23 protein-coding genes are annotated in these 26,273 nt (G+C 72.5%); 6 read left to right on the top strand and 17 right to left on the bottom strand.

Features of this window, described 5'->3' with window-relative positions:
* Positions 1 to 3: 3 nt before the first annotated feature.
* The 5 genes from FKN01_RS09630 to FKN01_RS09610 all read right to left on the bottom strand — a co-directional run bounded on the left by FKN01_RS09630 (position 4) and on the right by FKN01_RS09610 (position 5,007).
* Positions 4 to 2,403, bottom strand: coding sequence for an FtsX-like permease family protein (locus tag FKN01_RS09630; RefSeq protein WP_143618546.1), 2,400 nt, complete (start codon positions 2,401 to 2,403; stop codon positions 4 to 6).
* Positions 2,400 to 3,086, bottom strand: a complete 687-nt coding sequence (locus tag FKN01_RS09625; protein WP_143618544.1) for an ABC transporter ATP-binding protein — start codon at positions 3,084 to 3,086, stop codon at positions 2,400 to 2,402. The genes FKN01_RS09630 and FKN01_RS09625 overlap by 4 nt, the downstream gene beginning before the upstream one ends.
* Entirely contained in the window at positions 3,083 to 3,607 is a 525-nt protein-coding gene (locus FKN01_RS09620) for a PadR family transcriptional regulator (RefSeq protein ID WP_143618542.1), read from the bottom strand. The genes FKN01_RS09625 and FKN01_RS09620 overlap by 4 nt, the downstream gene beginning before the upstream one ends.
* 165 nt (positions 3,608 to 3,772) lie before the next feature.
* Positions 3,773 to 4,039: a hypothetical protein gene (locus FKN01_RS09615; RefSeq protein ID WP_143618540.1), complete on the bottom strand. Its 267-nt coding sequence runs from the start codon at positions 4,037 to 4,039 to the stop codon at positions 3,773 to 3,775.
* A complete protein-coding gene (locus FKN01_RS09610) occupies positions 4,036 to 5,007 on the bottom strand; it encodes an SPFH domain-containing protein (RefSeq protein ID WP_143618538.1) in 972 nt (323 codons plus the stop codon). The genes FKN01_RS09615 and FKN01_RS09610 overlap by 4 nt, the downstream gene beginning before the upstream one ends.
* Before the next feature lie 222 nt (positions 5,008 to 5,229).
* On the opposite strand from FKN01_RS09610, the gene FKN01_RS09605 reads away from it, so the two are divergent.
* Positions 5,230 to 7,509, top strand: a complete 2,280-nt coding sequence (locus FKN01_RS09605; protein ID WP_143618536.1) for a transglycosylase domain-containing protein — start codon at positions 5,230 to 5,232, stop codon at positions 7,507 to 7,509.
* A gap of 92 nt (positions 7,510 to 7,601) precedes the next feature.
* On the opposite strand, the gene FKN01_RS09600 is transcribed toward FKN01_RS09605, so the two are convergent.
* From FKN01_RS09600 to FKN01_RS09575, 6 genes are all read right to left on the bottom strand, one after another.
* The gene (locus FKN01_RS09600; RefSeq protein ID WP_143618534.1) at positions 7,602 to 9,491 is read right to left on the bottom strand and encodes an ATP-binding SpoIIE family protein phosphatase; all 1,890 of its coding nucleotides are present in this window, start codon (positions 9,489 to 9,491) and stop codon (positions 7,602 to 7,604) included.
* Positions 9,492 to 9,888: 397 nt separating this feature from the next.
* Entirely contained in the window at positions 9,889 to 10,596 is a 708-nt protein-coding gene (locus FKN01_RS09595; RefSeq protein WP_143618532.1) for a DUF402 domain-containing protein, read from the bottom strand.
* 44 nt (positions 10,597 to 10,640) lie between these two features.
* Positions 10,641 to 12,044, bottom strand: a complete 1,404-nt coding sequence (locus tag FKN01_RS09590) for an aspartate ammonia-lyase (RefSeq protein WP_143618530.1) — start codon at positions 12,042 to 12,044, stop codon at positions 10,641 to 10,643.
* 286 nt (positions 12,045 to 12,330) lie between these two features.
* The gene (locus tag FKN01_RS09585; protein ID WP_143618528.1) at positions 12,331 to 13,632 is read right to left on the bottom strand and encodes a M18 family aminopeptidase; all 1,302 of its coding nucleotides are present in this window, start codon (positions 13,630 to 13,632) and stop codon (positions 12,331 to 12,333) included.
* 606 nt (positions 13,633 to 14,238) lie between these two features.
* Positions 14,239 to 14,517, bottom strand: a complete 279-nt coding sequence (locus tag FKN01_RS09580; protein WP_260696832.1) for a hypothetical protein — start codon at positions 14,515 to 14,517, stop codon at positions 14,239 to 14,241.
* 400 nt (positions 14,518 to 14,917) lie between these two features.
* Positions 14,918 to 16,594 carry a fumarate hydratase gene (locus FKN01_RS09575; protein WP_143618526.1) on the bottom strand — a complete coding sequence of 559 codons (1,677 nt, stop codon included), beginning with the start codon at positions 16,592 to 16,594 and terminating at the stop codon, positions 14,918 to 14,920.
* Between the two features lie 135 nt (positions 16,595 to 16,729).
* On the opposite strand from FKN01_RS09575, the gene FKN01_RS09570 reads away from it, so the two are divergent.
* Both FKN01_RS09570 and FKN01_RS09565 read left to right on the top strand, forming a co-directional pair.
* Entirely contained in the window at positions 16,730 to 17,398 is a 669-nt protein-coding gene (locus FKN01_RS09570) for a DUF1707 domain-containing protein (RefSeq protein WP_143618524.1), read from the top strand.
* A 165-nt stretch (positions 17,399 to 17,563) separates the two neighbouring features.
* Positions 17,564 to 17,908, top strand: a complete 345-nt coding sequence (locus tag FKN01_RS09565; RefSeq protein ID WP_018519019.1) for a WhiB family transcriptional regulator — start codon at positions 17,564 to 17,566, stop codon at positions 17,906 to 17,908.
* A gap of 85 nt (positions 17,909 to 17,993) precedes the next feature.
* Here FKN01_RS09565 and glpX read toward each other — a convergent pair whose 3' ends face one another.
* Complete coding sequence (gene glpX / locus FKN01_RS09560) at positions 17,994 to 19,025, bottom strand: class II fructose-bisphosphatase (protein WP_073862819.1); 1,032 nt, start codon at positions 19,023 to 19,025, stop codon at positions 17,994 to 17,996.
* Between the two features lie 144 nt (positions 19,026 to 19,169).
* On the opposite strand from glpX, the gene FKN01_RS09555 reads away from it, so the two are divergent.
* The gene (locus FKN01_RS09555) at positions 19,170 to 19,688 is read left to right on the top strand and encodes a DUF4245 domain-containing protein (protein WP_143618522.1); all 519 of its coding nucleotides are present in this window, start codon (positions 19,170 to 19,172) and stop codon (positions 19,686 to 19,688) included.
* A 112-nt stretch (positions 19,689 to 19,800) separates the two neighbouring features.
* On the opposite strand, the gene FKN01_RS09550 is transcribed toward FKN01_RS09555, so the two are convergent.
* The 4 genes from FKN01_RS09550 to FKN01_RS09535 all read right to left on the bottom strand — a co-directional run bounded on the left by FKN01_RS09550 (position 19,801) and on the right by FKN01_RS09535 (position 23,639).
* Positions 19,801 to 20,391 (bottom strand): malonic semialdehyde reductase, encoded by a 591-nt coding sequence (locus FKN01_RS09550; RefSeq protein ID WP_143618520.1) that lies wholly within the window; start codon positions 20,389 to 20,391, stop codon positions 19,801 to 19,803.
* 148 nt (positions 20,392 to 20,539) lie between these two features.
* Entirely contained in the window at positions 20,540 to 20,776 is a 237-nt protein-coding gene (locus tag FKN01_RS09545; RefSeq protein WP_143618518.1) for an exodeoxyribonuclease VII small subunit, read from the bottom strand.
* Between the two features lie 10 nt (positions 20,777 to 20,786).
* The gene (gene xseA, locus FKN01_RS09540; RefSeq protein WP_143618516.1) at positions 20,787 to 22,055 is read right to left on the bottom strand and encodes an exodeoxyribonuclease VII large subunit; all 1,269 of its coding nucleotides are present in this window, start codon (positions 22,053 to 22,055) and stop codon (positions 20,787 to 20,789) included.
* Between the two features lie 210 nt (positions 22,056 to 22,265).
* Positions 22,266 to 23,639: an APC family permease gene (locus tag FKN01_RS09535; RefSeq protein ID WP_143618514.1), complete on the bottom strand. Its 1,374-nt coding sequence runs from the start codon at positions 23,637 to 23,639 to the stop codon at positions 22,266 to 22,268.
* Positions 23,640 to 23,713: 74 nt separating this feature from the next.
* Here FKN01_RS09535 and FKN01_RS09530 point away from each other — a divergent pair, with 74 nt between their 5' ends.
* Together FKN01_RS09530 and ppgK are read left to right on the top strand one after the other, a co-directional pair.
* Positions 23,714 to 24,703: a 4-hydroxy-3-methylbut-2-enyl diphosphate reductase gene (locus tag FKN01_RS09530; protein WP_398931669.1), complete on the top strand. Its 990-nt coding sequence runs from the start codon at positions 23,714 to 23,716 to the stop codon at positions 24,701 to 24,703.
* Positions 24,704 to 24,765: 62 nt separating this feature from the next.
* Positions 24,766 to 25,512, top strand: coding sequence for a polyphosphate--glucose phosphotransferase (ppgK, locus tag FKN01_RS09525; protein ID WP_143618510.1), 747 nt, complete (start codon positions 24,766 to 24,768; stop codon positions 25,510 to 25,512).
* 4 nt (positions 25,513 to 25,516) lie between these two features.
* Here the strand turns inward: ppgK and FKN01_RS09520 are convergent, their stop codons facing one another.
* The gene (locus tag FKN01_RS09520; RefSeq protein WP_185992800.1) at positions 25,517 to 26,170 is read right to left on the bottom strand and encodes a DUF6542 domain-containing protein; all 654 of its coding nucleotides are present in this window, start codon (positions 26,168 to 26,170) and stop codon (positions 25,517 to 25,519) included.
* Positions 26,171 to 26,273 lie beyond the last annotated feature (103 nt).

Raw genomic sequence — 26,273 nt, 5'->3', positions numbered from 1 at the left:
GTGTCACTCGCTGCGCAGCCCGTCCGGGCGCATCATGCGCCACAGCGGCGGCAGGGACAGCAGCGTGACCAGCAGGATGAGCGCCCCGCCCGCCCCGGCCAGCGGCAGGAACACCAGCCAGTCATCGACCGGCTTGTCGACCATCCAGCACAGCACCGCGCCCAGCGAGAGGCCGCCGGCCACCGCCACCGCGAGCCCGATGACGACCGGGAGCGCGGTCTGCCAGAGCACCGACCAGGCGAGGGTGGCCCGACGGGTGCCGAAGGCGACCAGGACCGACAGCAGCCGCTTGCGCTCGCGCAGCTGTTCCAGCTGGGAGACCAGCATGGAGGCGGCGATGAGCAGCAGCGTGACGGTGGCGCCGACCTGGAGACCGGTCTGGACGCTGGCGTACTGCCGGTCGCGCGAGACGGACGTCAGGGTGGCCAGGCGCATGCCGGGGTCGATGCGGGCCGCCGTGTTGCGTACGTACTCGGCGGCGTCCGGCACGCTCTCGTCGATGCGGATCTGCGAGACGGTGCTCGCGCCCGGCAGGGTGGTCGCGTCGATCGCCCCCGGTGTGACCATGATCCCCCAGCGGTCCTCGCCGACCGGGTCCTTGCGGCTGAGGACGGTCTTCGCGTCCGCGGGGAGGGTCCAGCGCAGCTTCCTGCCGCTCCCCGACTCGAACTCGACCTCCTTGCCCTTGCGGGCGGTCTGGTCCACCCAGTCGGCCATCTCCTTGTCGTTCCTGGGGTGCACGACGAAGGTGTCGCCGTCCTCGCAGGAGTCGATGCGGGCGACCTCGCGCAGGGTGGCGCAGTCACCGACGTTCAGCGAGGTGGTGGGCTGGACCTCGTCGTCGGAGTAGGTGCCGGGCTTGGTGACGTACGCCTCGACCATGCCGATGACCTGGGTGACGCCCTTGGTGGCGCGGAACTCCTCGATGGTCTCCACGGCGGCGTTGCCGCCGACCTGCTGCGACACGGCGTAGAACTGGGCGCGGCTGGGGTCCTGGCCGGTGACCTTGTTGAAGTCGGCGTTCATCGAGGCGAACAGCATCTGCACGGCGACCGCGCCGGCCACCGCCACGGTGACCCCGCTGACCGCGCGGGAGGCGGTCCCGCTGCTCAGCTGGAGCCTGCGGGTGGCGAGCTGCCAGGGCACCGGGCCGCCGCGCAGCCGGTTCACGCACGCCTCGACCAGCCACGGCAGCAGCAGGGCGAGCCCGAGGAGGACCAGGATCGCGCCGATGGCGATGGGGTACGGGTCGACGACCTCGAACTCGCCTGGCTGGCCCTCGAACGCGAGCAGGCCGAGCCCTGCGAGGGGGAGCGCCAGCCGCCACCACAGACGGCGCTTGCGGGCCCGGCCGTTGCGTACGACCCCGAGCGGCTCGATGGCCACGGAGCGCATGGCGGACAGCGTGACCAGCACCGCGGTCAGCGGCACGGCGAACGCGATGAGCAGGCACAGCCGCGGGTCGGGGGCGAGGTCCGCCGGGAAGGCGCTGACGTCCCAGACCTCGATGTGGCTCACGAACCGCCGCCCCACCAGGAAGAGGACGAGACCGATGAGCACACCGAGCACGGAGCCGAACAGGGCCTCGCCCGCCGCGATCCGCCGGGTCGACCTGATGTCCGTACCGACCAGGCGCAGCGCGGCCAGCCGGCGGTCGCGGCGGTCGCCGCCGAAGCGCACGGCGGTGGCGATGAAGATGGCGACGGGTGCGAGCAGCACCACGCAGCCCATGATCACCAGCACGACGAGCAGCGGGGCGAGCGGCGGGGCCGGCTCGGGGTCGCCGTATCCGGTGACGCGGTGGCCGCCCGAGGCCGTGGTCAGGGTGTCGCTGCCGGCGTAGAACCACAGTTCGTTGGGTGAGCGCAGTCCGCCGTCCGCGATGGTGCCGGTGATCTTGTACGGGTAACGCTCCCTGAGCAGGGCGTTGTCCGGGTCGTCCAGCAGCTCCTTCAGGGCGGGGGAGACGACCATCTCGCCGGCCGCGGGCAGGGCGTCGATGCCCGGCGGGAGCACCGGGTGGGCGCCCTCCGCGCGCATCAGGTAGCCGCTGATGCTGCGGTCGTGGTACTCCGAGTCCGCCCCGATCCGCAGGACCGAGGTGTCGGACTTCCTGCCCTGGGCGTCCGGGTTCTCGGAGATCCTGGTCTCGCTGCGGGCCGTGTCGCGGTCGTTGCGCGCGTCGAGCGCGTGCGGCACGGAGGCGGCGAGGAACAGCAGGGTGACGCCGAGGCCGACGCCGACGGCGGTGAGCAGGGTGCGGGTCCAGCCCTCGCGTCCGCCGGCGGCGGCGAACCGGACGCCGAGGGCGAGGTCGCGCAGCCAGGGGGCGGTGCGCGATGCGCGGGACGGCGGCGGCGCGGGCGCCGGGGCCGGGGTCCGCTTCTCGTCCAGGAGCGTCATACGGCGTGCTCCAGGTCGCGGGCCCGGCCGTCGCGCACGGTGATGTCGCGGTCGGAGTAGGCGGCGACGCGGGCCTCGTGGGTCACCAGGACCACCGCGACGTTGGCGGAGCGGGCGGCGTCGGTGAGCAGCTGCATGACCCGCTCGCCGTTGAGGGAGTCCAGGGCGCCGGTCGGCTCGTCCGCGAAGATCACCTTCGGGGACGCGGCGAGCGCGCGGGCCACGGCGACGCGCTGGCCCTGGCCGCCGGAGACCTCGCCGGGGCGCTTGGCGCCGATGTCCTCGACCTCCAGGCGCTCCATCCAGGAGCGGGCGGTGCGCTCGGCGTCCTTGCGGCGGATGCCGTTCAGCCGGAGCGGCAGGGCGACGTTCTCCACGCAGGTGAGCTCGGGCACGAGCTGGCCGAACTGGAAGACGAACCCGAAGTCGCTGCGGCGCAGGGCGCTGCGCTCCGCGTCGGACATCGCGGACAGCTCGCGGCCGGCGTAGGTGATGGTGCCGGAGTCCGGGGTGATGATCCCGGCGAGGCAGTGCAGCAGCGTGGACTTGCCGGAGCCGGAGGGGCCCATCACGGCGACGACCTCGCCGGGGTGGACGGAGAAGGAGGCGCCGTCGAGCGCGGGGGTCGATCCGTAGGTCTTGCGCAGGTCGTGCGCGGAGAGCAGGGAGCCGGCGGGGGTCACGGGGCCACAACCTCCCGGAGTCGGCCGAGGCGGGCGGCGGTCAGTTCCAGCCAGCGCAGATCGGCTTCGAGGTGGAACAGCGCGTGGTCGCAGATCAGCTGGTCGGCGAGGTCGCCGCGGCGCTTGCGGTCGGTGAGGACGCGCATCAGGCGCAGGTGCTCGGAGCGCTGGGCGTCGAGCACGTCGCCCGCGTCCCGGCCGGTGAGCATGGCCAGGACGACCTTGGTGTACAGGGTCGACTGGAGGTACGGCTCCGGCTTCTCGGGCCGCGCGAGCCAGGTGGCGACATCGGTGATGCCGGCGTCCGTGATCGCGTACCGCTTGCGCTCGGGGCCGCCCCCGCTCTCCACGCCGTCGACCTCGACGAGGCCGTTCTTCAGCAGCCGGGACATGGTCGAGTAGACCTGCCCGTAGTGCAGGGGGCGGTCGTGTCCGAACTTCTCGTCGAACGTCCGCTTGAGGTCGTAACCGTGGCGTGGCCCGGACTCCAGGAGCCCGAGCAAGGTGTGGCCGATTGACATGCCGAGCACTCTACATGGTGTGTATACCTACGGTGTATACACGGGGGGTGCAGTCGAGCGGCGGGGGCAGCCGAACGGCGGGGCGCAGTCGAACGGCGGGGCGGGGCGCAAACGAGCGGCGCACGTCGACGGCCCCCCCCCCCGCGGGGACGGGCCGTATCCGTCTCACTCCTCGCCCGGCGGCTCGGGCGCGGCCTTCGGCGGGCGCCCCCGGCGGGGGATGGGCGCCGCCCCGCCCGGCAGCCGGCCCGCCTCGGCGAGCGCCCGGCGCAGCAGGAACTCGATCTGCGCGTTGGCGCTGCGCAGTTCGTCCGACGCCCAGCGGGCCAGCGCGTCGTGCACGGCCGGGTCCAGCCGCAGCAGCATCTGCTTGCGCTGCCGCGGCCGGGCGCGGGGCGCTTCCCGCGCCTCCTCGGGGGGCTCCTCGGTCACTGGTAGAGCGTGCCCGTGTTGAGGACCGGCTGGGCGGCGCGGTCACCGCACAGGACCACCATCAGATTGCTCACCATGGACGCCTTCCGCTCCGAGTCGAGCTCCACGATGTCCTGCTCGGCGATGCGGGTCAGCGCCATCTCGACCATGCCGACCGCGCCTTCGACGATCTGCTGCCGGGCCGCCACGACCGCGCCGGCCTGCTGGCGCTGGAGCATCGCGGAGGCGATCTCGGGGGCGTACGCGAGGTGGCTGAAGCGCGACTCGATGATCCGCACGCCCGCCGCCTGCACCCGGGCGGTCAGCTCGACGGCGAGCTTCTCGGTGATCTCCTCGGCGTTGCCCCGCAGCGAGAGACCGTCCTCCTCGTGGGCGTCGTACGGGTACTCCAGGGCGATGTGCCGGACGGCGGACTCGGTCTGGGTGGCCACGAACTCCAGGAAGTCGTCCACCTCGAAGAGCGCCTGGGCGGTGTCCTCGACCTTCCACACGACGATCGCGGCGAGCTCGATCGGGTTGCCGTAGGCGTCGTTGACCTTGAGGACGGCGGTCTCGTGGTTGCGGACGCGGGTGGAGATCTTGCGGCTGGAGGTCAGCGGGTTCACCCAGCGCAGTCCGTCGGTGCGAATGGTGCCCACGTACCGGCCGAACAGCTGGATCACCCGCGCCTCGCCCGGTGCGACCATCTTCACACCGCCCATGCAGAAGAACGAGGCGATGGCGAGCAGGACGCCCAGGACGCAGAGCGGGATGCCCACGGCGTTGTTGCCGCCGCTGCCGATGACGCCCCCGACGACGGCGAGCGCGATGCCGGCGATCACGCCGAGCACGGTCAGCAGCAGTCCGAGGCCGCCGGCGATGCTGTGCGCCCTCACCTCCCGGACCTGCGGTTCCGGCATCTCGGGCGCGTCCGGGGCGAGTCCGGCGGACGGCTCGGCGGCGGTGCCGGGGTGGTGCGGATCGGTCATGGTGGCCCCCGTAGTGGTCGGCTAGCTGGTCGCTAGCAATGTGTTAGCACATTAACGCTTCTCGCAACCTTGCGCACCCCTCAGGAGTCGGTTCCATCGGAGACGGGTGCTGATTCTCACGTCCGGAAAACCTTGGATCGTCGGGTTTTCGGCCTTGCTCACGGTGTTAGCTGGCAGGTCGGAGCCGATTCGGCAGAGCAGAGAAACGGGAGCGACCAAGCGATGGGTCGAGCGGAAGCGCGACGAGCCCAGCGGCGGGCTGCGAAGAGCGGCGGCATACGCAGGCTCTTCACCTGGCGCAAACTACTGGGCACTGCCTTCGGGCTGATCCTGCTGTGCATGGGCGCCTTCGCCGTGCTCTACATGCTCGTGGACGTGCCCGAGGGCAACCCGAAGGCGCAGATGCAGGCGAACGTCTACAAGTACGCCGACGGGACCCTGCTGGCCAGGACCGGCGAGGTCAACCGCGAGATCGTGAGCCTCGCCGAGGTGCCCAAGGAGGTGCAGGACACCTTCGTCGCCGCCGAGAACAAGTCCTTCTACAAGGACCACGGCGTCGACTTCAAGGGCACCGCGCGCGGCCTGCTCAACACCCTGTCCGGCAAGGGCAAGCAGGGTGGCTCGACCATCACGCAGCAGTACGTCAAGAACTACTACCTGGACCAGGACCAGACGGTCACCCGGAAGCTCAAAGAGCTGGTCATCTCGCTGAAGCTGGACCAGAAGAAGACCAAGAAGGAAATCCTCGCCGGGTACATCAACACCAGCTACTACGGCCGCGGCGCCTTCGGCATCCAGGCCGCCGCGCAGGCGTACTACGGCGTGGACGCCAAGGACCTGAACGTCTCCCAGGGCGCCTACCTCGCCGCGCTGCTCCAGGCGCCGAGCCAGTACGACTGGGCCGTCGCCGGTCCGAACGGCAAGCGGCTCGTCAAGGCGCGCTGGGCGTACACCCTGGACAACATGGTCGAGGAGGGCTGGCTCGACCCCGGCAAGCGGCAGGGGCTGACGTTCCCGAAGCCGCACGACCCCAAACCGCTCAACGGCACGGCCGGGCAGAAGGGGTACATCGTCGAGGCGGCCCGCAACGCCGTGCTCAAGCAGACGGGCCTCACCGCGGACCAGTTCGACCTCGGTGGCTGGACGATCACCGTCAACATCGACAAGAAGAAGCAGCAGCAGCTGGAGAAGTCCGTCGAGACCAAGCTGCTCGACAAGCTGGACACCGAGAAGCGCAAGCTCGACCAGGACGTCCAGGCGGGCGCGGTCTCGGTCGACCCGAAGACCGGCGCGGTGCTGGCCCTGTACGGCGGGCGCGGCCAGAACGTCCACTGGACGTCGAACGCCACCCGCTCCGACTTCCAGCCCGCCTCCACCTTCAAGCCGGTCATCCTCGCCGCCGCCCTCGACGAGGAGTCGAAGACCCAGGACGGCGAGCGGATCACGGCGAACACCCGCTACGACGGCACCAGCAAGCGACCGGTCGTCGGCAGCGACATCCCGTTCAACCCGGAGAACGAGGACGACCAGAACTACGGGCAGATCACCGTCCAGGACTCGATGAACAAGTCCGTCAACTCCGTCTTCGCGCAGATGGGCGTGGACGTCGGCATGGACGAGGTGATGAAGACCGCCGGCAAGCTCGGCATGGACGTGGAGGGGCTGAAGGCCACGCCCGCGATGACCCTCGGCTCCATGGGCGCGAGCCCGATGGAGATGGCCGGGGTCTACGCCACCTTCGACAACCACGGCAAGGAGGTCACCCCGCAGCTCGTGAAGTCGGCGGTGCACCAGGGCGACGAGCCGCTGAAGATGCCCGACGCGATCGGCGACCAGGTCATCTCGCGCCAGGCCGCGGACTCCGTGACTTCGGTGCTCACGGGTGTGGTGGACGACGGAACGGCCCGCGGGGTCCGCAACGCCGAAGGGCTCGCCGAGCGGGAGATCGCGGGCAAGACCGGTACCTCCGACGACAACAAGTCGGCCTGGTTCACCGGCTACACCCCCGACCTGGTCACCTCGGTCGGCCTGTTCGGCGAGGCGGCCTTCGACCGCACCGGCGACGACGGCAAGGAGATCAAGAAGACCGCGCAGGTGACCCTCCAGGGCGCCGGCGGCGGCGGCCGGGTCAACGGCGGTGGCTTCCCGGCCGAGATCTGGGCCGACTACATGGGGCACTCCGTCGGCAAGGCCCGCAAGTTCGACCTCGACACCGACATGGGCGCCGCGGTCAGCCCGCCGCCCGCGTCCCACTCGCCGAGCCCCAGCACCTCGCCCTCCGACGACCCCACGCCCTCCCACTCGCCGTCCACGTCGCCCTCCTCCGAGCCGCCGCAGACCAGCGAGTCCCCGGAGAGCTCCCCGCCCGCCTCGCCCTCGGGCGGCGCGACGACCGAGCCGCCGCCCAGCCCCTCGACCCGGCCGGGCCCGGACCCCTCGTCCACCGCGGAGCTCCCGGACCTCTCGGGGGACAAGCGGCCGGACAGCGACGACGACAGGTGACCGGCTGACCCGCCGCCCCTGAGCACGGCAACGGGCGGTGTACGAGGAGGAGCCTCGTACACCGCCCGTTCGCGTCTCCCCGGGGCCGGGCGCTACCCGCGCAGCGGCATCTCGAACCACACCACCTTGCCCGTCGACAGGCGCGTCGCGCCCCACCGCCGGGCCAGCCGGTTGACCAGGAACAGACCGCGCCCGTTCTCGTCCATGTCCTTGGCGCGGCGCTGCCGGGGCAGCTGCGGGGAGTCGTCGCCGACCTCGCAGCGCAGCGTCTCGGTGCGCAGCAGCCGCAGGGTGACCGGGCGCTCCGCGTACCGCACGGCGTTGGTGACCACCTCGCTGATCAGGAGCTCCACCGAGTCCGACAGCTCGTCCAGGCCCCACCGGCCGAGCGCCCGGCGCGCCAGCCTGCGGGCCCGGCCGGGGGCGGACTCGTCCGGGTCCAGGAACCAGTAGGCGACGTCGCTCGGCGCGATCCCGTCGAAGCGGGCGGCGAGCAGCGCGATGTCGTCGTCGCGGTCACCGGGGCCCAGCATGTCCAGCACGTCGTCGCAGAGCGCCTCCAGCGGCGGCGAGTGGTCCGGGCCGGTCAGCCGGGCGGTCGCGGCGAGCCGTTCCCGCAGCAGCTCGATCCCCGTCCACACGTCCCGCAGCCGCGACTCGACCAGCCCGTCGGTGTACAGCAGCAGCGTCGCACCGGCCGGTGCGTCCAGCTCGACGGCCTCGAAGTCCACTCCGCCGACGCCGATCGGGGCGCCCGGGGGCACCCGCAGGACCTCGGCGCGACCGCCCAGGTGGAGCAGGACGGGCGGCGGGTGGCCCGCGTTGGCGACGGTGATGCGGTGCGCGACGGGGTCGTACACCGCGTACAGGCAGGTGGCCATGCGGTCGCTGCCGAGGCGCTGCGCCTGCTCGTCCAGGTGGTGCAGGACCTCCTGCGGGGGCAGGTCGAGGCCGGCCAGGGTCTGCGCGGTGGTGCGCAGCTGGCCCATGATCGCGGCGGAGGTCATGGAGTGGCCCATGACGTCCCCGACGACCAGGGCGACCCGGCTGCCGGGCAGCGGGATCGCGTCGTACCAGTCGCCGCCGACCCGGGCCGTCTCGGCGGCGGGGAGGTAGCGCGAGGCGAGTTTCACGCCGGTCGGCTGGGGAAGCGAGTCGGGCAGCATCGTGCGCTGGAGCTCGTCCGCGATGTACGCCTCGCGCCCGTAGAGCACGGCCTTGTCGATGCCGAGGGCGGTGTGCGTGGCCAGCTGGGCGGCGACCAGGAGGTCGTTGGCCTCGAAGGCCGGGCGCTCGGCGCCGCGCTGGAAGACCGCCGCCCCGATCACCCGCCGCCGGCCGCGCAGCGGGGCCAGGATCACCCGGTGGCCCGACGGCACCGTCCGGTCGGCGCCGAGCAGTTCGGGCAGCGCGACGCGGGCCGCCGCGGAGTCGCCGAAGACCGGCCGCACCCCGCGCAGCACCTCGGCGAGCGCGCTCCCGGCCTGCACCTCGCACAGCTCGGCGGCGGGCATCAGGTCGGCCTGCGGGTCGATGGCGGGCAGCCGCAGCCGCTCCGTCTCCGACAGGCTCTCCGGCTCCTCGTCGGTCAGCCGCAGCCGGTCCGAACGGCGCAGCCGCAGCACGAACGGGTTGACCGGCCGCTCGTCGCCGACGGGCAGCGGGTCGCGGAGGTAGACGAGTATGGCGTCGGAGAACGTCGGCACGCTGGCCCGGCACAGCCCGAGCACGATCTCGTCCAGGTCGATGCCCCGGGCGATCCGCCGGGTCGCGGCCCCCACGAAGCGCAGCCGGTCGCCCTCGCGCCGCGTCGCCGCCTGCGGGTCGGGGGCCGCGGTCGCGGGGCCCTTCGCGGGTCCCGGGATCGTCGTGGCGGCCGCGGCGGCCGCCACGGCGGCGTCCCGCTGCCGCGGCCGGGTGCGTTCCTGCGGCCGGGCGGCGAGAGGCTGCCGGCCTTCGTGGGAGGTGGGGTGCTCCGTCACGCGTGGGATTCCGTCCGTCCGGGCCGGTTGTATGGGGCAATCACCTTGTGGGGCGCTACTGTGCCCCGGCAGGAGCGGCGATAACAACGGCTGACATCGCCTTCCCCGCCGTACGGGGCCGAAACGCGATGTCCGGTCAGGATGCCCGTGACAACGTTTCCGCGGGGACGGCAGCGCTCGGCGGACACGTCTCCACCCCCTCGTAGTGGCTCATGCGGTGCGGGCAACTCGTGCGCCTCGTGACGCCGATGCGGCCCCTGAGGACGCGGTCCGCGCGACGAGCCGATGACGTACGGTCAGGTCCTGCACCCCGCCTGCCGGTTGGGATCCAGGACAGGCCCTGGCCGCGCTCCTCGGGACGATCCTACGTTTGCCCCCCTGGGGTGCATCAAGGGTCTCACGACGGCATGGCGGAAGCCGTACGGTCCGAGCCGTCCGGCCGGCGGTCCCAGTCGACCGGGAGTTCGGGCACCCGCCACGCCGGATCGGGCCGCCAGTCCTCCCAGCCGTCCCGGAACGGCGAACCCCAGGAGCGGATCAGCCCGACCGCGGCGCGCCCCGCCTCGCGCACCCGGCGCGCCGTGTCCGGTGTGATCAGGCCCACCCGCTGGGCCTGCTCGAACTCGTCCTCGTCGCGCCAGAGCCAGCTGCGGTCCGGGTAGACGGAGATGTCCAGGAAGTGGTCCTCGGAGTCGACGCCCCCCGCCCACCTGGTGCGCGGCTCCTCCAGATTCACGTACCAGCTGCGGAACTGCCAGCCGCGCTCCCAGAACAGCCAGACGGACCAGGGGTCGCCGGGCCTGGCCAGCTTCAGCACGCCGTTGCCCAGCCAGAGCGAACGGGCCGTCGTGCGCGGGGCGGTGTACCGGGTGGCGAGCGGTTCGGCGTGCACGTCGGTGCCGTCCGCCAGGACCGGCTTGACGCACTCGGTGCCGGGCGCGACCCACACCGCGAGCAGGTCCTCGGTGTCCCGGACGACCGTGACCGGGCGGCAGATGTGGAACGCGTGAGCGGCCGAATCCGGCCGCCGGGGGCCGTTGCCCCGGTAGCGCCACAGAATCTGGTCACCCGGCGCCCAGCGCTCGGTCTCTCCGCTACCCGTCATGGACAGATCCTACGGATCGGGCCTCCCCGGCACGGCGGCGCCCGTCACGGGCGGGTCATGCGCAGCACGTCCAGGGCCTCGTCGAGCTGCTGCTCGGTCAGGTCTCCGCGCTCCACATAGCCCGATTCGAGGACGACCTCACGGATCGTCCGGCGTTCCGCGAGCGACTTCTTGGCGACCTTGGCCGCCTCCTCGTAGCCGATGTACTTGTTCAGCGGGGTGACGACGGACGGCGAGGACTCGGCGTACTCCCTGGCCCGCTCGGCGTGCGCGGTGATCCCGTCCACCGTGCGGTCCGCGAGCAGCCGGGAGGCGTTGGCGAGCAGCCGTACGGACTCCAGCAGGTTCTTCGCGATGACCGGGAGCATGACGTTCAGCTCGAAGTTCCCGGCGGCGCCCGCGGCGGCGACGGTGGCGTCGTTCCCGGTCACCTGAGCGGCGACCATCAGGACCGCCTCGGGGATGACCGGGTTGACCTTGCCGGGCATGATCGAGGAGCCGGGCTGGAGGTCGGGCAGGGAGATCTCGGCGAGGCCGGTGCGCGGTCCCGACGCCATCCAGCGCAGGTCGTTGCAGATCTTGGTGAGCGAGACACCGATGGTGCGCAGCTGGCCCGAGGTCTCCACCAGGCCGTCCCGGGCGCCCTGCGCCTCGAAGTGGTCGCGGGCCTCGGTGAGCGGCAGCCCGGTGACGCGGGCCACCTCGGCGATGACGGCGGCGGAGAAGCCGGGCGGGGTGTTGATCCCGGTGCCCACGGCCGTGCCGCCGAGGGGGAGTTCGGCGAGCCGGGGGAGCGAGGCGCGCAGCCGCTCGACGCCGTGACGGATCTGGGCGGCGTAGCCCCCGAACTCCTGGCCGAGGGTGACGGGCGTGGCGTCCATCAGGTGGGTCCGTCCGGACTTCACCACCGTCGCGAACTCCTGCGCCTTGCGCTCCAGGGCGGCGGCGAGGTGGTCCAGGGCGGGGATCAGGTCGCCGGTGACCGCGGCGGTGGCGGCGATGTGGATCGAGGAGGGGAACACGTCGTTGGACGACTGCGAGGCGTTGACGTGGTCGTTGGGGTGGACCGGGCGGCCCAGGCGCTCGGAGGCGAGGGTGGCCAGGACCTCGTTGGTGTTCATGTTCGACGAGGTGCCCGAACCGGTCTGGAAGACGTCGACCGGGAAGTGCGCGTCCCAGCGCCCCTCCGCGACCTCCCCGGCCGCCTCCTGGACGGCCTCCGCGATGTCCGGGTCGAGGACCTTCAGTTCGGCGTTGACCTTGGCGGCGGCGGCCTTGATCCGGGCCAGGGCCTCGATGTGGGCGCGCTCCAGGCGCTGGCCGGAGACCGGGAAGTTCTCCACGGCGCGCTGGGTCTGGGCGCGCCACTTCGCGTCGGCGGGGACCCTGACCTCGCCCATCGAGTCGTGCTCGACGCGGTAGCCCTCGGCCGTTCCCTGATCCGTCATCGTTCAACCTCCTTGAAGCCGCTCGGCCGGTGGCGGTGACCGAGGCGGAGGCTCGTGCCGGTCCGGCCCGCAGCCTTCCCCAGGCCCTCACCGGCCAGTACTCGCCGAGGGTAACCGCCGAGGGGAAGGGGACGAGCGCCGCCGAGCGCGGAACCTCTGCGGCGCGGCGCCCACGGCCCGCCGGGGCCGCGCCCCCGCGACGGCACGGCGAAGCAGCGCCGCGCGCGCCGCCTCGGACGCGGGTACGGGGAAGGGCCCGCGCCGCTCTTCCCCGTACCCCCGGCCCTTACGCGGACGTCACGAAAGCCGTCATGATCGACGCCAGATGTCCCGGGTCCCGCGCCCCGCACAGTTCGCGGGCCGAGTGCATCGAGAGGCCCGGGACCCCCACGTCGACCGTCGGCACACCGAGCCGGGCCGCCGTGAGCGGGCCGATCGACGTGCCGCACGGCATCGCGTTGTTGGAGACGAACGGCTGCCACGGCGCGCCCGCCCGCTCGCAGGCCGAGGCGAACACGGCGATCCCGGTCGAATCGGTGGCGTACCGCTGATTGACGTTGACCTTGACCGTCGGGCCGCCGTTCGGCAGCGGCTGGTGGCCCGGGTCGTGGCGCTCCGCGTAGTTGGGGTGCACCGCGTGCGCCATGTCCGCCGAGACGCAGTACGCCCCGGCCAGCGCCCGCGACCAGTCCTCCGTGCTGCCCCCGCGGGCCGAGACGGAACGGCTCAGCACCCGCTCCAGCATCGGGCTCTGCGCCCCCGTGTCCGAGCCGCTGCCGACCTCCTCGTGGTCGAAGGCCGCCAGCACCGGGATGTACGCCGGCGGCTCGTCGGCCGTCGCCGCGGCCGTCAGCGCGGTGACCCCGGCGTGCACCGACACCAGATTGTCCAGCCGGGACGACACCAGGAACTCCCGCTCCGCGCCCAGATAGCCGGGCGGCTGCACGTCGTGCAGCATCAGGTCCCAGCCCAGTACGTCGCCCGGTTCCGCCTCGGCCGCCGCCGCGACCCGGCGCAGCAGCGCGCCCTCGTCGGCCGGGCCGAGCGACCAGACGGGCGCGATGTGGCGCTGCCGGTCCAGGGCGAGCCCGTCGTTGACGGTGCGGTCCAGGTGGATCGCCAGCTGGGGCACCCGCAGCAGCGGCTCGTCGATCTGCACGAGCCGCGACTCGGTCCCGCCGCCCGGTGCGCGCAGCGCCAGCCGGCCGGAGATGCCCAGGTCGCGGTCGAGCCAGGTGTTGAGCGGCACCCCGCCGTAGATCTCCACCGCGACCTGGCGCCAGCCCGCCGAGCTCGTGTCGGGCGTCGGCTTGACCCGCAGGTTCGGCGAGTCGGTGTGCGTGCCGACGATGCGGAAGGGGGTGTGGGCGGGCAGCGACTCGGGAACGTACCAGGCGATCAGGGCGCCCCCGTTGACGACGAACGCGCCGCCGGTGGTGCCCGTCCAGTCGTCGGTTCCGCGCAGTTCACGGAAGCCCGCCTTCTCCAGCCGCTGGGCCGCGCTCGCCACGGCGTGGTACGGGGAGGGGCTCGCGGCGATGAAGGAGAGCAGGTCGTCGGCATGGCTGCGGTGGGGGACCGGCGTCATGCGGTGTCCGCCTTTCCGGAGTGGGACGGTGAGGGGCGGCGCGGCCACCCGGGGTTCGGACGGCCGTGCGGGTTCGGACAGCCGCACGGGTGATGGCGGCCGTGCGGCGAGGGGCGGGGGTCGGCAGGGGCGTGGACGTCGGCGGGCCCGTGGGGGCGGGCCCGTGTCCGGCGATGGCACCGGGCCGGCCGCCCGGCGGTGCGGAGTTCTCCGGCAACGCCGGACAACCCACCGCATTCGCGTGGTCCCCCGCAAGCCCGGCGGACGGCCCGGTGCGCGAAAGCGGCGGTGCGCTGCGGGGCGCCGCGGAGACCGGACGGGCGTCCGTGGCCCCGCCCCGGTCCGTGCCGGGTCCTCGCGGGCCCGGCCGACGCCGCCGCCCGGGCGCCGTGGCGCTCGCGCGAGATTGGCTGATTCTCGATGTACGTGTAGGGGCCCCGGACCTTGCGCCGGGCGCCGTGGCCGGGCGTCCGGCCTGGGTGCGATGAGCCGGTGACCGGGAGTGCGCCGAAGTGTTCCGGGGTTGCTGTCGGGGACAGTCTGGAGGGGGGCGCTTCCGGGGTTGGGCCGGCAGGGGCTGGAGGGGTGAGGCGTACGAGACCTCGGTCAGGCCGTCCGTCGCGCCCGCCGCCGGGACCCGGCGGACGCCGGGATGAACGCCGCCGACGTCACGCAGGCGCCGGGGCCGGCCGCGCCCACGGACCGGCCGGTGCGGCGCCCGTGGGGCTGGAGCACCTGCTGCGCCACGATGTCGCCGACCGCCCACCGGTACCGGAACGCGCTGACGGACAGCGCGGGGTGCGCGTCGTCCAGCGCGGCGGAGTGCGGGCAGCGACGGACGGGCGGACGCGAAGGGCCTCCGCCCGGGGGCCCGGCCTCGCACACGGACGCTTCCCCCGGCGCGCCCCTACCCGCACCGGCCGAGGCGAAGCAGCCCGCCACCGTCCCCGGCGCACGCCCGTCACTACGACGAGCGCACCCGGGTACGCCGCTCCTCGCCCGCCACCTCGGGCAGGCAGCCGCACAACGCCACCGTGTGCAGGACGGTGCCGCACGAGGAGACCGCGTACCCGGCCAGCGAAAAACGGTGCGAGCGCTTACGGCGTGCCGAGCTGGCCGCGTACCGCGTACCGCGCGCCGAGCCGGCCGCTCACCGCACGCCGAGCCGGCCGCTCACCGCATCCCAGCCGGCCGCTCACCGCGCGCCGGACTGGCCGCGTACGCGTGCCGAGCCGGCCGCTCACCGCTCACCGAGCCCGTCGCTCGCAACGTTCGGCGCTCCGTGCTAGCTCAGGCCCGGGCCGCGCACCGGGATGCTGGTGAACGTGGGCGCCGGGGCGGGCTCGGTGAAGAAGTCGTTGCCCTTGTCGTCCACGACGACAAACGCGGGGAAGTCCTCCACCTCGATCCGCCAGACCGCCTCCATGCCCAGCTCCTCGTACTCGACGACCTCGACCTTCTTGATGCAGTCCTGCGCGAGCCGGGCCGCCGGGCCGCCGATCGAGCCGAGGTAGAAGCCGCCGTGCTCACCGCACGCGTCGGTGACCTGCTTGGAGCGGTTGCCCTTCGCCAGCATCACCTTGGAGCCGCCCGCCGCCTGGAACTGCGCGACGTAGCTGTCCATGCGGCCGGCCGTCGTCGGGCCGAAGGAGCCGGAGGCGTAACCCTCGGGGGTCTTCGCCGGACCCGCGTAGTAGACCGGGTGGTCCTTCAGGTACTGCGGCATCTCCTCGCCCGCGTCCAGGCGCTCCTTGATCTTGGCGTGCGCGATGTCGCGCGCCACGACCAGCGGACCGGTCAGCGAGAGCCGGGTCTTGACCGGGTACTTGGTCAGCTCCGCGAGGATCTCGTCCATCGGCCGGTTCAGGTCGATCCGGACGACGTCGCCCTCGGTGTCGAGCTGCTCGTCGGTGGTGTCCGGCAGGAAGCGGGCCGGGTCCTTCTCCAGCTGCTCCAGGAAGACGCCCTCGGCGGTGATCTTCGCGGTGGCCTGGCGGTCCGCCGAGCAGGACACGGCGATGGCGACGGGCAGCGAGGCGCCGTGCCGGGGCAGGCGCACCACGCGGACGTCGTGGCAGAAGTACTTGCCGCCGAACTGCGCCCCGATGCCGATCTTCTGCGTCAGCTCGAAGACCTTCTCCTCCAGCTCCTTGTCGCGGAAGCCGTGCCCGGTGGGGGAGCCCTCGGCGGGCAGCTCGTCCAGGTAGTGCGCGGAGGCGTACTTCGCGGTCTTCAGCGCGAACTCGGCGGACGTACCGCCGACGACGATCGCCAGGTGGTACGGCGGGCAGGCCGCGGTGCCCAGCGACCGGATCTTCTCCTCCAGGAACTTCATCATGGACGCCTCGTTGAGGACGGCCTTGGTCTCCTGGAAGAGGAAGGACTTGTTGGCCGAGCCGCCGCCCTTGGCCATGAAGAGGAACTTGTACGCGCCGCCGTCGGTGGCGTACAGCTCGATCTGCGCGGGCAGGTTGGAGCCGGTGTTCTTCTCCTCCCACATGTTCAGCGGGGCCATCTGCGAGTAGCGCAGGTTCAGCTTGGTGTAGGCGTCGAAGATGCCGCGCGACAGGGCCTCCTCGTCACCGCCCTCGGTCAGCACGTTCTGCCCGCGCTTGCCCATGACGATCGCGGTGCCGGTGTCCTGGCACATCGGCAGGACGCCCGCCGCGGCGATGTTCGCGTTCTTCAGCAGGTCGAGCGCGACGAACTTGTCGTTGGAGGAGGCTTCCGGGTCGTCCACGATCCGCCGCAGCTGCGCCAGGTGCGCGGGGCGCAGATAGTGCGAGATGTCGTGCATGGCTTCGGCGGCCAGGGTGCGCAGCGCCTCCGGCTCGACCTTGAGGAACGTACGCCCGTCGGCCTCGAAGGTGGACACACCCTCGGCGGTGACCAGACGGTAGGGCGTGGTGTCCTCTCCCAGAGGGAGCAGATCGGAGTACGCAAACTCTGGCATTACGGCCATTCCTCACTCGGCAGACAGTGGCTGGCACCCTTGGACAGCGCACCCACCAGGGTAGGACGCGCCGGGAGCGGCGGGCCTGTGAGGTAGGGCTCACCGCCTCTGTCGCGATCTATCGCGTTTCGGTACGCTGGGGCGGTGGACCTCGACAAGCAGCCCCAGCAGCCCGCCGCGCCGGCGGACACCGACGCCATCCGTGCCTCCGACGCGGACCGCGACCGGATCGCGGACATCCTGCGGGAGGCGCTGGCCGAGGGCCGGCTGACCGCCGACGAGCACGCGGAGCGGGTCGATTCCGTCTACCGCGCCAAGACCGTCGGCGAGCTCGAACCGCTCGTACGGGACCTCCCGGCGCCGGGCGGCGCCCCCAGGGCCGCCGCGGGCACGCCTTACGCGCACGACCCCGGGCCCGCGGCCGGCCCCGCCGACAACCTCGTCGCGATCTTCAGCAGCTCGACCCGCAAGGGCCGGTGGCGGGTGGGCGCCCGCACGAACGCCTTCTCACTGTTCGGCAGTGTGGAAATCGACCTGACGGAGGCGCTTTTCGGACAGCGTCTCACCGTCATCAACGCGACATCGGTCTTCGGCAGCGTGGAGATCCGGGTCCCCGAGAACATTTCGATGCGCGGCAGCGGGACGGGCGTTTTCGGCAGTTTCGAAGTCCGCACGCTGGAATCGGCCGACCCGGAGGCGCCGGTGGTCGTCGTCAACGGGTATTCGGTGTTCGGCAGCGTCGAGGCGAAGCCGAAACGCGGCAAGTTCATCGCGGACCTGCAGGACCGGCTGCGCAAACACCTCGGCCACTGACGCTCTTTCGGCCCCGGCGCGCGGCATATTCGCCCGGGCCGAAAAGGGACTCGACCGCAAATGCGCGGAACGGACCTGAGTGCCACTCAGTGCATAGGCGCACGCACAGCGGGTAGGGACTGCTGCATCGTCTCTCGCTCGCGAAGCCGTCGTCAGGAGTGGACCGTGCTGCAACTGCCGCATCAGCCCCTGCAGGTCGCCGCCGTCCCCCCGCAGCGGGTCCCCGCTCGGGAGGACCAGGCAGGGCCCTGGCATTCGGAGGCGGTGTGCCGCCGGGACGAGGCCGGGCTGTTCTTCGCCCCGTCGAAGGAGCCGACCGCCGCCCGGCTCTCGCGCGAGGAGTCCGCGAAGCGGGTCTGCGCGCGCTGTCCCGTGATGGTGGAGTGCCGCGAGCACGCCCTGATGCAGCCCGAGCCCTACGGGGTGTGGGGCGGTCTCACGGCCGCCGAGCGCCGCGTGGCGCTGGCCCGGCGCAGACGGCGCGACGTGGAGCTGAAGGCCGCGGGCTGAGCCGGCCGCCGGACCCCGTGTCCGTACGTACGAAGAGGCGCCCCCACCGCACATGGGGGGCGCCTCTTCCGTCGGGTGCGCGGTGCTACTTCGCGCGGTCGAAGTCGATGGCGCTGTACGCCCGCAGCTTCGACAGCCGGTGGGTGGAGTTGATCGTCCGGATGGTGCCGGACTTGGACCGCATGACGATGGACTCCGTGGTCGCCGTCTCCGAGCGGTAGCGCACCCCGCGCATCAGCTCGCCGTCGGTGATCCCGGTCGCCACGAAGAACACGTTGTCCCCGCTGACCAGGTCGTCCGTGGACAGCACACGGTCCAGGTCGTGTCCGGCGTCCAGGGCGCGCCGCCGCTCGGCCTCGTCCTTCGGCCAGAGCTTGCCCTGGATGACGCCGCCGAGGCACTTTATGGCGCAGGCCGAGATGATCCCCTCGGGCGTGCCGCCGATGCCCATGAGCAGGTCCACGCCGGTGCCCTCGCGGGCGGCCATGATCGAGCCGGCCACGTCGCCGTCGGAGATGAACTTGATGCGGGCGCCGGTCTCCCGGATCTCCTTGACGATGCCGTCGTGGCGCGGGCGGTCCAGGACGACGACGGTGACGTCCTCGGGCGTGGAGTTCTTCGCCCGGGCGACCCGGCGGATGTTCGCCGAGACGGGGGCGTTGATGTCCACGAAGTCGGCCGCCTCCGGGCCGGTGACCAGCTTGTCCATGTAGAAGACGGCGGACGGGTCGAACATCGCGCCCCGGTCCGCGGCGGCCAGGACGGCGATCGCGTTCGGCATGCCCTTGGCGTTGAGGGTCGTGCCGTCGATGGGGTCGACGGCGATGTCCACCTCGGGCCCGGTGCCGTCCCCGACGTGCTCGCCGTTGAACAGCATGGGCGCCTCGTCCTTCTCGCCCTCACCGATGACGACCACGCCGTTCATGGACACCGTGGACACGAGGGTCCGCATGGCGTTCACGGCGGCGCCGTCGGCCCCGATCTTGTCCCCGCGGCCGACCCAGCGCCCGGCGGCCATGGCGGCGGCCTCGGTGACCCGGACCAGCTCCAGGGCTAGGTTGCGGTCGGGGGCCTCCGGGGAGACCTCCAGCTGGGACGGCAGATGATGTTCGGACATCGGAGCGCACCTTTCTGTACGGCGACGACCGGATGAGGGTGATCTGACTCTAACCGCAGGCCGATAAAATGAGCAGAGCGGGTCACGTTTGAGCGGGGGTGGCCCCCGGTTCGGACGCATGGAGGCTGATGCGACGATGGGGGTGTGGCAAGCAAGCAAGGCAAGCAGACCGTGCGGGACATGATCCTGTCGTTGTTGGCGATCGCCGCCGTGGCGGGTGTCGTCTACGTCTTCATCCCGCACGACGACAAGGCCGACCCGGTCAAGGCGGTCGACTACCGCGTCGAGCTCCTGACCGCGCGGCGCGCCGCCCCGTACCCGGTGGCGGCCCCCGACGGCCTGCCCGCGGGCTGGAAGCCCACCTCGGTCACGTACGAGCGGGACGAGGGCAACAGCTGGCACCTGGGCTTCCTCGACCCGGACGGCAAGTACGTCGCGGTGGAGCAGTCCACCGCCCCGGCGAAGTCCTACATCACCCAGGTGAGCCAGGAGGCCGAGGACACCGGGCGCACCCAGGAGGTCGCCGGGCGGACCTGGCAGCGCTGGGAGGGCCCGAAGTACGACGCGCTGGTGCGCGAGGAGAAGGGCGCCACGACGGTGGTGACCGGCTCGGCCCCGCCGGAGCGGCTGGCGGAGATGGCGGCGGCGCTGAAGACGTCCTGACCGCCGGGTGGTGCCACGGATACGGGGAAGGCCCCGGAGCGAGTGCTCCGGGGCCTTCCCCGTGTACAGGCCGGCCGTGCGCGACGGCCGCGGCTCAGACGGTCCTGACGGCTCAGACGGTCTTGACGACCTCGTCGAACGCCAGGCGCGGCAGGCGCGGGAACCAGGCGTCCTCGCCCGGCTTGCCGATGTTGACGACCATCAGGACGCTGTGGTCGCCGTCCAGGAACTCCTTCTCGATGCCCGCGGCGTCGTAACCGGTCATCGGGCCGGCGGCCAGGCCGGCGGCGCGGACGCCGATGATGAAGTACGCGGCCTGCAGGGCGGCGTTCAGCGAGGCGGCGGACTCGCGGACCGGGCGCTCCGAGAAGAACATCTCCTTGGCCTGCGGGAAGTGCGGCAGCAGGGCCGGCAGCTCCTCGTGGAACTCGTTGTCCGCGGCCAGGATCGCGACCAGCGGCGCGGTCGAGGTCTTGGGCTGGTTGCCCTCGGCCATGTGCTGGACCAGGCGCGCGCGGGCCTCGTCGGAGCGCACCAGCACGACGCGCAGCGGCGACTGGTTGAAGGCGGTCGGGCCGTACTTGACCAGGTCGTAGATGGCCTGGACCTGCTCGTCCGTCACCGGCTCGTCGGTGAACGTGTTGGCGGTGCGGGCCTCGCGGAAGAGGAGGTCCTGGGCGGCGGGGTCAAGAACGAGGGACATCGGGCGTATTACCTTCCGGACGTACACGGGGGGGATCGGGCCACGGACGCGGACGGTCCGGCCACGACGATCACCGTACGGCGAAAGTGCATTAATGTTCAACTAAACCGGGAGTGGGGAGGCTCACCCGGAGAGCCGGAACAAGCGGCTACTCCTCGTCCTGTGCCGGGCCCGCCAGCGCGGCGTCGAGCCGGGCGCGGGCGCCCTCCAGCCAGTGCCGGCACACCTTCGCCAGCTCCTCGCCGCGCTCCCAGAGCGCGAGGGACTCCTCCAGCGAGGTCCCGCCCGCCTCCAGCCGGCGCACCACCTCGATCAGCTCGTCGCGCGCCTGCTCGTAGCCCAGCGGGCCCGTCGCGGCGGCGGGCGCCGTCCCGTCGTCCGTCATGTCCTCCACCTTATGCGTCGTCATCCGTCCGGCCCCCGTCCGGCCTGTGCGCAGACCCCGGGGGCCGCTGTTCCGCGACCCGCACCGCGAACTCGCCCCCCGACACCCGGGCCCGCAGCGTCTCCCCGGCCCCGCCCGCGTCCGAGGGCTCCCGGACCACGTGCCCGTCGGCGCGCTGGAGCACCGCGTAACCACGCTCCAGGGTCGCGGCGGGCGACAGCGCGAGCACCCGGGCCCGGGTGTGGGCCAGCTCCGAATCGGCCCGGTCCAGCAGATGGCCCAGCACCCGCCGGGCGCGCCCGGCCAGCGCGTCGACGTCCGCCTCGCGCTCGTCCACCATCCGCTGGGGGTGCTCCATGCAGGGCCGCCCCAGGGCGTGGGCCAGGCCGCGCTCCTCCCGGTCGAGCAGCCCGCGCACCGTGCGCAGCGACCGGTCGCGCAGCTGCCGCACCCGGTCCAGCTCCTCGCCCACGTCCGGGACGACCTTCTTCGCCGCGTCCGTGGGCGTCGACGCCCGCACGTCCGCGACGAGGTCGAGCAGCGGGGAGTCCGGCTCGTGCCCGATCGCCGAGACCACCGGCGTACGACAGGCCGCGACCGTACGGATCAGCTCCTCGTCCGAGAACGGCAGCAGGTCCTCGACGCTGCCGCCGCCGCGCGCCACGACGATCACGTCCACGTCCGGGATGCCGTCCAGCTCCTTGACCGCCCGCACGACCTGGTTCACCGCGTGCACCCCCTGCACGGCGGTGTTGCGGACCTCGAAGCGGACGGCGGGCCACCGGCGGCGGGCGTTCTCCAGGACGTCGCGCTCGGCCGCCGAGGCCCGGCCGCAGACCAGGCCGATCAGCTGGGGCAGGAAGGGCAGCGGCCTCTTCCGGTCCAGGGCGAAGAGCCCCTCGGCGGCCAGCGACTTCTTCAGCTGCTCCAGCCGGACCAGCAGCTCGCCGATGCCGACCGGCCGTATCTCCGTCGCCCGCAGCGACAGCTGCCCCCGGGGGGCGTACCACTCGGGCTTGGCGAGGACGACGACCCGCGCGCCCTCCGAGACGACGTCGGCGATCCGGTCGAAGACCTGCCGGAAGCACGTCACGCTCACCGACACGTCGTGCGACGGGTCGCGCAGCGTCAGGAACACCACCCCGGCCCCGGGCCGCCGGGACAGCTGAGTGATCTGGCCCTCGACCCAGACCGAACCGAGCCGGTCGATCCAGCCGCCGATGAGCCGCGACACGTCACCGACGGGCAGCGGGGCTTCCGGAGAAGTGTTCAGAGCCATGCGAGCGAGCGTAACGGCCGGCACCGACAACGGAACCCGCCCCGGCACACGCGGCCCCGCCCCGCTGACCGCTGACGCCAGGCCCTACGCGGCCCCGCGCGGCTGACCCCAGACCCCGTCCAGGCCCTACGCGGCCCCGCGCGGCTGACCCCAGACCCCGTCCAGGCCCTACGCGGCCCCGCCCCGCTGACCCCAGACCCCGTCCAGGCCCTACGCGGCCACGCCCCGTCGTCCCCGCTGTGCCAGGACCACCACGAGACCCACGGCCAGCCAGCAGGCGCCCACCACCTGGGCGCTTCCCGTCGCCTCCACGATCACCGCGACCAGCACCCCCGCGCCCACCACCGGCACCACCAGATGCCGCCACCAGCTCGGCTCCCCCTCCATCCGCCGCACCACGAACCAGCCGACCACCGACGCGTGCAGCAGCACGAACGCCGTCAGCGCCCCGATGTCCACGATCGAGACCAGGTGGTCGAGCCCGTCGTCGCGCCGCGCCGCCCACACCGCCGCCACCAGCGTCACCACGGCCGCGATCAGGATCGCCGTCCTCGGCACCCCGGAACGCGGATCGACCCGCGCCAGCAGCCCCGGCAGCCGCCGCTCACGGGCCATCGCGAACAGCAGCCGGCCGGCCGCCGCCTGCCCCGCCAGCGCCGCGAACGCCGCCCCGACCGCCTTGCTCACCGCCACCAGATCGTGCAGCCAGGTCCCCACGGCGGCGTCCACCGTGTCGTAGAACGCCGAGCCCTGCGCCCCCGGATCGGCGGTCAGCTGCGCCGAGGTCATCGGCTCCAGCAGGGCGGCCAGATACGCCTGCGCCACGAACAGCGTCCCCGCGAGCACCAGGCAGAACAGCACCGCCCGCGCCACCTGCGCCGAGCCGCCCGTCACCTCCTCGGCGAACGACGCGATGGCGTCGAACCCCAGATACGACAGCACCGCCACCGACACCGCGCCCAGCACCGCCGTCGTGGAGAACCCGGAGTCCCCGGTGAGCGGCGACAGCCAGCCGCGCTGCGCCCCGTCCCGTACGAGCACCACCACGGCGGACACCACGAACACCAGCAGCACCACGATCTCCATCGCCAGCACCGCGAAACCGACCCGGGCGGCGGCCCGCACGCCCCACAGGTTGAGCAGCGTCGTCACGACCACCGCGAGCGCCGTCCACACCCACCGCGAGACACCCGGGACCAGCGAGTTCATCGCGATCCCCGAGAAGAGGTACGCCACCGCCGGGATCAGCAGGTAGTCCAGCATCGCCATCCACCCGGCGATGAACCCCGGCCCCTCGCCGAGCCCCTTGCGGGCGTACGCGAACACCGACCCGGCCATCGGGGCGACCCGCACCATCTGCGCGTAACTGAACGCGGTGAACGCCATCACGACGGTCGCGGCGACGTACACCAGCGCGACCGCCCCGTCCGACTTCGCGTCCAGCGTCCCGAACACGCCGACGGGGGCCATGGGAGCGATGAAGAGCAGCCCGTAGACCACCAGATCCCGGAACCCGAGGGTCCGCCGGAGCCGGGCCCTCTCCGTGGAACCTTCGCTGCGGGGTGCCGTACCGCCGTCGGCCATGAGCCCTCCATCGGTCGCGTCAAGATCAGTCTCCCGACCTGCTGCCCCCCGCGCCCGTCCGATACGGCCTTACGATGGGACGCATGACTGCTACGACCCCCCGACGCGTCCTCCTCGCCGCTCCCCGTGGCTACTGCGCGGGCGTGGACCGTGCCGTGATCGCCGTGGAGAAGGCCCTGGAGCAGTACGGCTCCCCGGTCTACGTGCGCCACGAGATCGTCCACAACAAGTACGTCGTACAGACCCTGGAGAAGAAGGGGGCGATCTTCGTCGACGAGACGGCGGAGGTCCCCGAGGGCTCGATCGTGATGTTCTCCGCGCACGGCGTCGCCCCGACCGTGCACCAGGAGGCCGCCGAGCGGAAGCTCGCCACGATCGACGCGACCTGCCCGCTGGTCACCAAGGTCCACAAGGAGGCCGTGCGCTTCGCCCAGGAGGACTTCGACATCCTCCTGATCGGCCACGAGGGCCACGAGGAGGTCATCGGCACCTCCGGCGAGGCCCCCGACCACATCACCCTGGTCGACGGCCCCGAGGACGTCGCCAACGTCGAGGTGCGCGACCCGTCGAAGGTCGTCTGGCTCTCCCAGACCACCCTCTCCGTGGACGAGACCATGGAGACGGTCGGCGCGCTCAAGGAGAAGTTCCCGCTGCTGATCTCGCCGCCGAGCGACGACATCTGCTACGCCACGCAGAACCGCCAGACCGCGGTGAAGCAGATGGGCGCCGACGCGGACCTGGTGATCGTCGTCGGCTCGAAGAACTCCTCCAACTCGGTCCGCCTGGTCGAGGTCGCCCTCGGCGCGGGCGCGGGCGCCTCCCACCTGGTCGACGGCGCCGACGAGATCGACGAGGCGTGGCTGGACGGCGTCTCCACGGTCGGCGTCACCTCCGGGGCCTCCGTGCCCGAGGTGCTGGTCGACGGCGTGCTGGCGTGGCTGGCCGAGCGGGGTTTTGAGGACGTCGAGATCGTGAAGGCCGCCGAGGAGTCGATCGTCTTCTCGCTGCCCAAGGAGCTGCGCCGCGACCTGCGCGCGGAGGCGGCGGCCCTGAAGGGCGAGTAGTCCGGGGCCTGCGCGTGCCGTTCCGGGAGTGAGCGCGCGCCGGTGCCCGTACCGTGGATCACATGGAGATCTTCGGCGTGGACATCGGCGGATCCGGGATCAAGGGCGCTCCCGTGGACCTGGACCGCGGAGACCTGGCGCGGGAGCGCCACAAAGTACTGACACCGCACCCGGCGACGCCCGAGGACGTGGCCGGGTGCGTGGCCGAGGTCGTCGGCCACTTCGACTGGAAGGGCCCGGTGGGGATCACCTTCCCGGGCGTCGTCACGGGCGGCTTCACCCGCACCGCGGCCAACGTCGACAAGGGCTGGATCGGCCAGGACGCCCGCACGCTCCTCGGCGACAGGCTGGGCCTCCCCGTCACCGTGCTCAACGACGCGGACGCGGCGGGCGTCGCCGAGATGACGTTCGGCGCGGGCCGGGGCCGCAAGGGCACGGTGATCATGCTGACCTTCGGTACGGGGATCGGCAGCGCGCTCTTCATCGACGGCGGGCTCGTCCCCAACACGGAGCTGGGCCACCTGGAGCTGGGCGGCCACGACGCCGAGAAGCACGCCTCCACGAAGGCCAAGGAGGACGAGGACCTGGGCTGGCACCACTGGGCCCGCCGGGTCCAGAAGTACCTGGCCCACGTCGAGATGCTGTTCTCGCCCGAACTGTTCATCATCGGCGGCGGAATCAGCCGCAAGGCCGACAAGTTCCTGCCCCTGATCGAACACGTACGGGCGGAGATGGTCCCGGCGGAGCTCCAGAACAACGCGGGGATCGTGGGGGCGGCGATGGCCGCCAAGGCCGCGGTCTCGGGGTGACCGCTCAGCGCTGCGACGGCCTGCGCGGGGCACGGGCCGTCGCGGCGCGGGAGGCCGGCGACGGCCCGGCCGCGGCCGGGCGCGCGGTCTGCGCGGCCAGCAGCATGCGCCGCTGCCGGGCCCGCATGAGCCGCACCTTGCGCACGGAGGCGATGAGGCCCGCGACGAGGGTGCCGCCGTACAGCCAGCCCGCGTGCACGGCGAGCGCGGTGACGACGGCCATCGTCTGCCCGCCGAGTCCGCCGGTGCCGCCGGAGATGGGGACGATGCCGAGCGCGAAGGCGATCGGCACACTGATCGGCGCGGTCACCAGGTCCGCGGGCCGCACCCAGAGCGCGGTCAGCGCGCTGACCGGCAGGAACAGCAGGCCGAACACGACCGGGGACTCGCCGAACAGCAGCCGGTCCAGGCACCCGACCAGGAACATCGCGGCGGCCGCGAAGAGCCCGGCGCCGATCCCGGTGAGCCGGGGATTGGGCAGCCGGCGCAGGACGGCCACGACGGGGGAGACCGGCCGCCCGGCGGGCGCGCTGATCACCCGGTGACCGAGGGCCCCCGTGCCACCGGCCTTCCTGGCTCCCTTGGCCGCCCCGAGCGGGGACGACGGGGCCTGCCGGGGCTGCCTGCGCTTCGGGGGACGTGTCCTGTGCTGCTCCACCGGGACAACGTAGGTCGCGGGGAGGCCGGAACCAGGTGCGGGACACGCGCTTTGGCCGACCTTGGCGATGAGTTCGATGCCACACGGCGCAACGGGAACCGGT

Origin of the sequence: Streptomyces sp. 130 (assembly GCF_007096885.1) — a bacterium.
GTDB lineage: Bacteria > Actinomycetota > Actinomycetes > Streptomycetales > Streptomycetaceae > Streptomyces.
This window is presented reverse-complemented; position numbering and strand designations above follow the sequence as displayed.

What these genes read in the sequence shown, in the direction of transcription:
- FKN01_RS09630 (WP_143618546.1), bottom strand. Translation starts at nt 2,403, where the DNA reads ATGACGCTCCTGGACGAGAAGCGGACCCCGGCCCCGGCGCCCGCGCCG.
- FKN01_RS09620 (WP_143618542.1), bottom strand. Translation starts at nt 3,607, where the DNA reads ATGTCAATCGGCCACACCTTGCTCGGGCTCCTGGAGTCCGGGCCACGC.
- FKN01_RS09610 (WP_143618538.1), bottom strand. Translation starts at nt 5,007, where the DNA reads ATGACCGATCCGCACCACCCCGGCACCGCCGCCGAGCCGTCCGCCGGA.
- FKN01_RS09605 (WP_143618536.1), top strand. Translation starts at nt 5,230, where the DNA reads ATGGGTCGAGCGGAAGCGCGACGAGCCCAGCGGCGGGCTGCGAAGAGC.
- FKN01_RS09595 (WP_143618532.1), bottom strand. Translation starts at nt 10,596, where the DNA reads ATGACGGGTAGCGGAGAGACCGAGCGCTGGGCGCCGGGTGACCAGATT.
- FKN01_RS09590 (WP_143618530.1), bottom strand. Translation starts at nt 12,044, where the DNA reads ATGACGGATCAGGGAACGGCCGAGGGCTACCGCGTCGAGCACGACTCG.
- FKN01_RS09585 (WP_143618528.1), bottom strand. Translation starts at nt 13,632, where the DNA reads ATGACGCCGGTCCCCCACCGCAGCCATGCCGACGACCTGCTCTCCTTC.
- FKN01_RS09575 (WP_143618526.1), bottom strand. Translation starts at nt 16,594, where the DNA reads ATGGCCGTAATGCCAGAGTTTGCGTACTCCGATCTGCTCCCTCTGGGA.
- glpX (WP_073862819.1), bottom strand. Translation starts at nt 19,025, where the DNA reads ATGTCCGAACATCATCTGCCGTCCCAGCTGGAGGTCTCCCCGGAGGCC.
- FKN01_RS09550 (WP_143618520.1), bottom strand. Translation starts at nt 20,391, where the DNA reads ATGTCCCTCGTTCTTGACCCCGCCGCCCAGGACCTCCTCTTCCGCGAG.
- FKN01_RS09545 (WP_143618518.1), bottom strand. Translation starts at nt 20,776, where the DNA reads ATGACGGACGACGGGACGGCGCCCGCCGCCGCGACGGGCCCGCTGGGC.
- xseA (WP_143618516.1), bottom strand. Translation starts at nt 22,055, where the DNA reads ATGGCTCTGAACACTTCTCCGGAAGCCCCGCTGCCCGTCGGTGACGTG.
- FKN01_RS09535 (WP_143618514.1), bottom strand. Translation starts at nt 23,639, where the DNA reads ATGGCCGACGGCGGTACGGCACCCCGCAGCGAAGGTTCCACGGAGAGG.
- FKN01_RS09530 (WP_398931669.1), top strand. Translation starts at nt 23,714, where the DNA reads ATGGGACGCATGACTGCTACGACCCCCCGACGCGTCCTCCTCGCCGCT.
- ppgK (WP_143618510.1), top strand. Translation starts at nt 24,766, where the DNA reads ATGGAGATCTTCGGCGTGGACATCGGCGGATCCGGGATCAAGGGCGCT.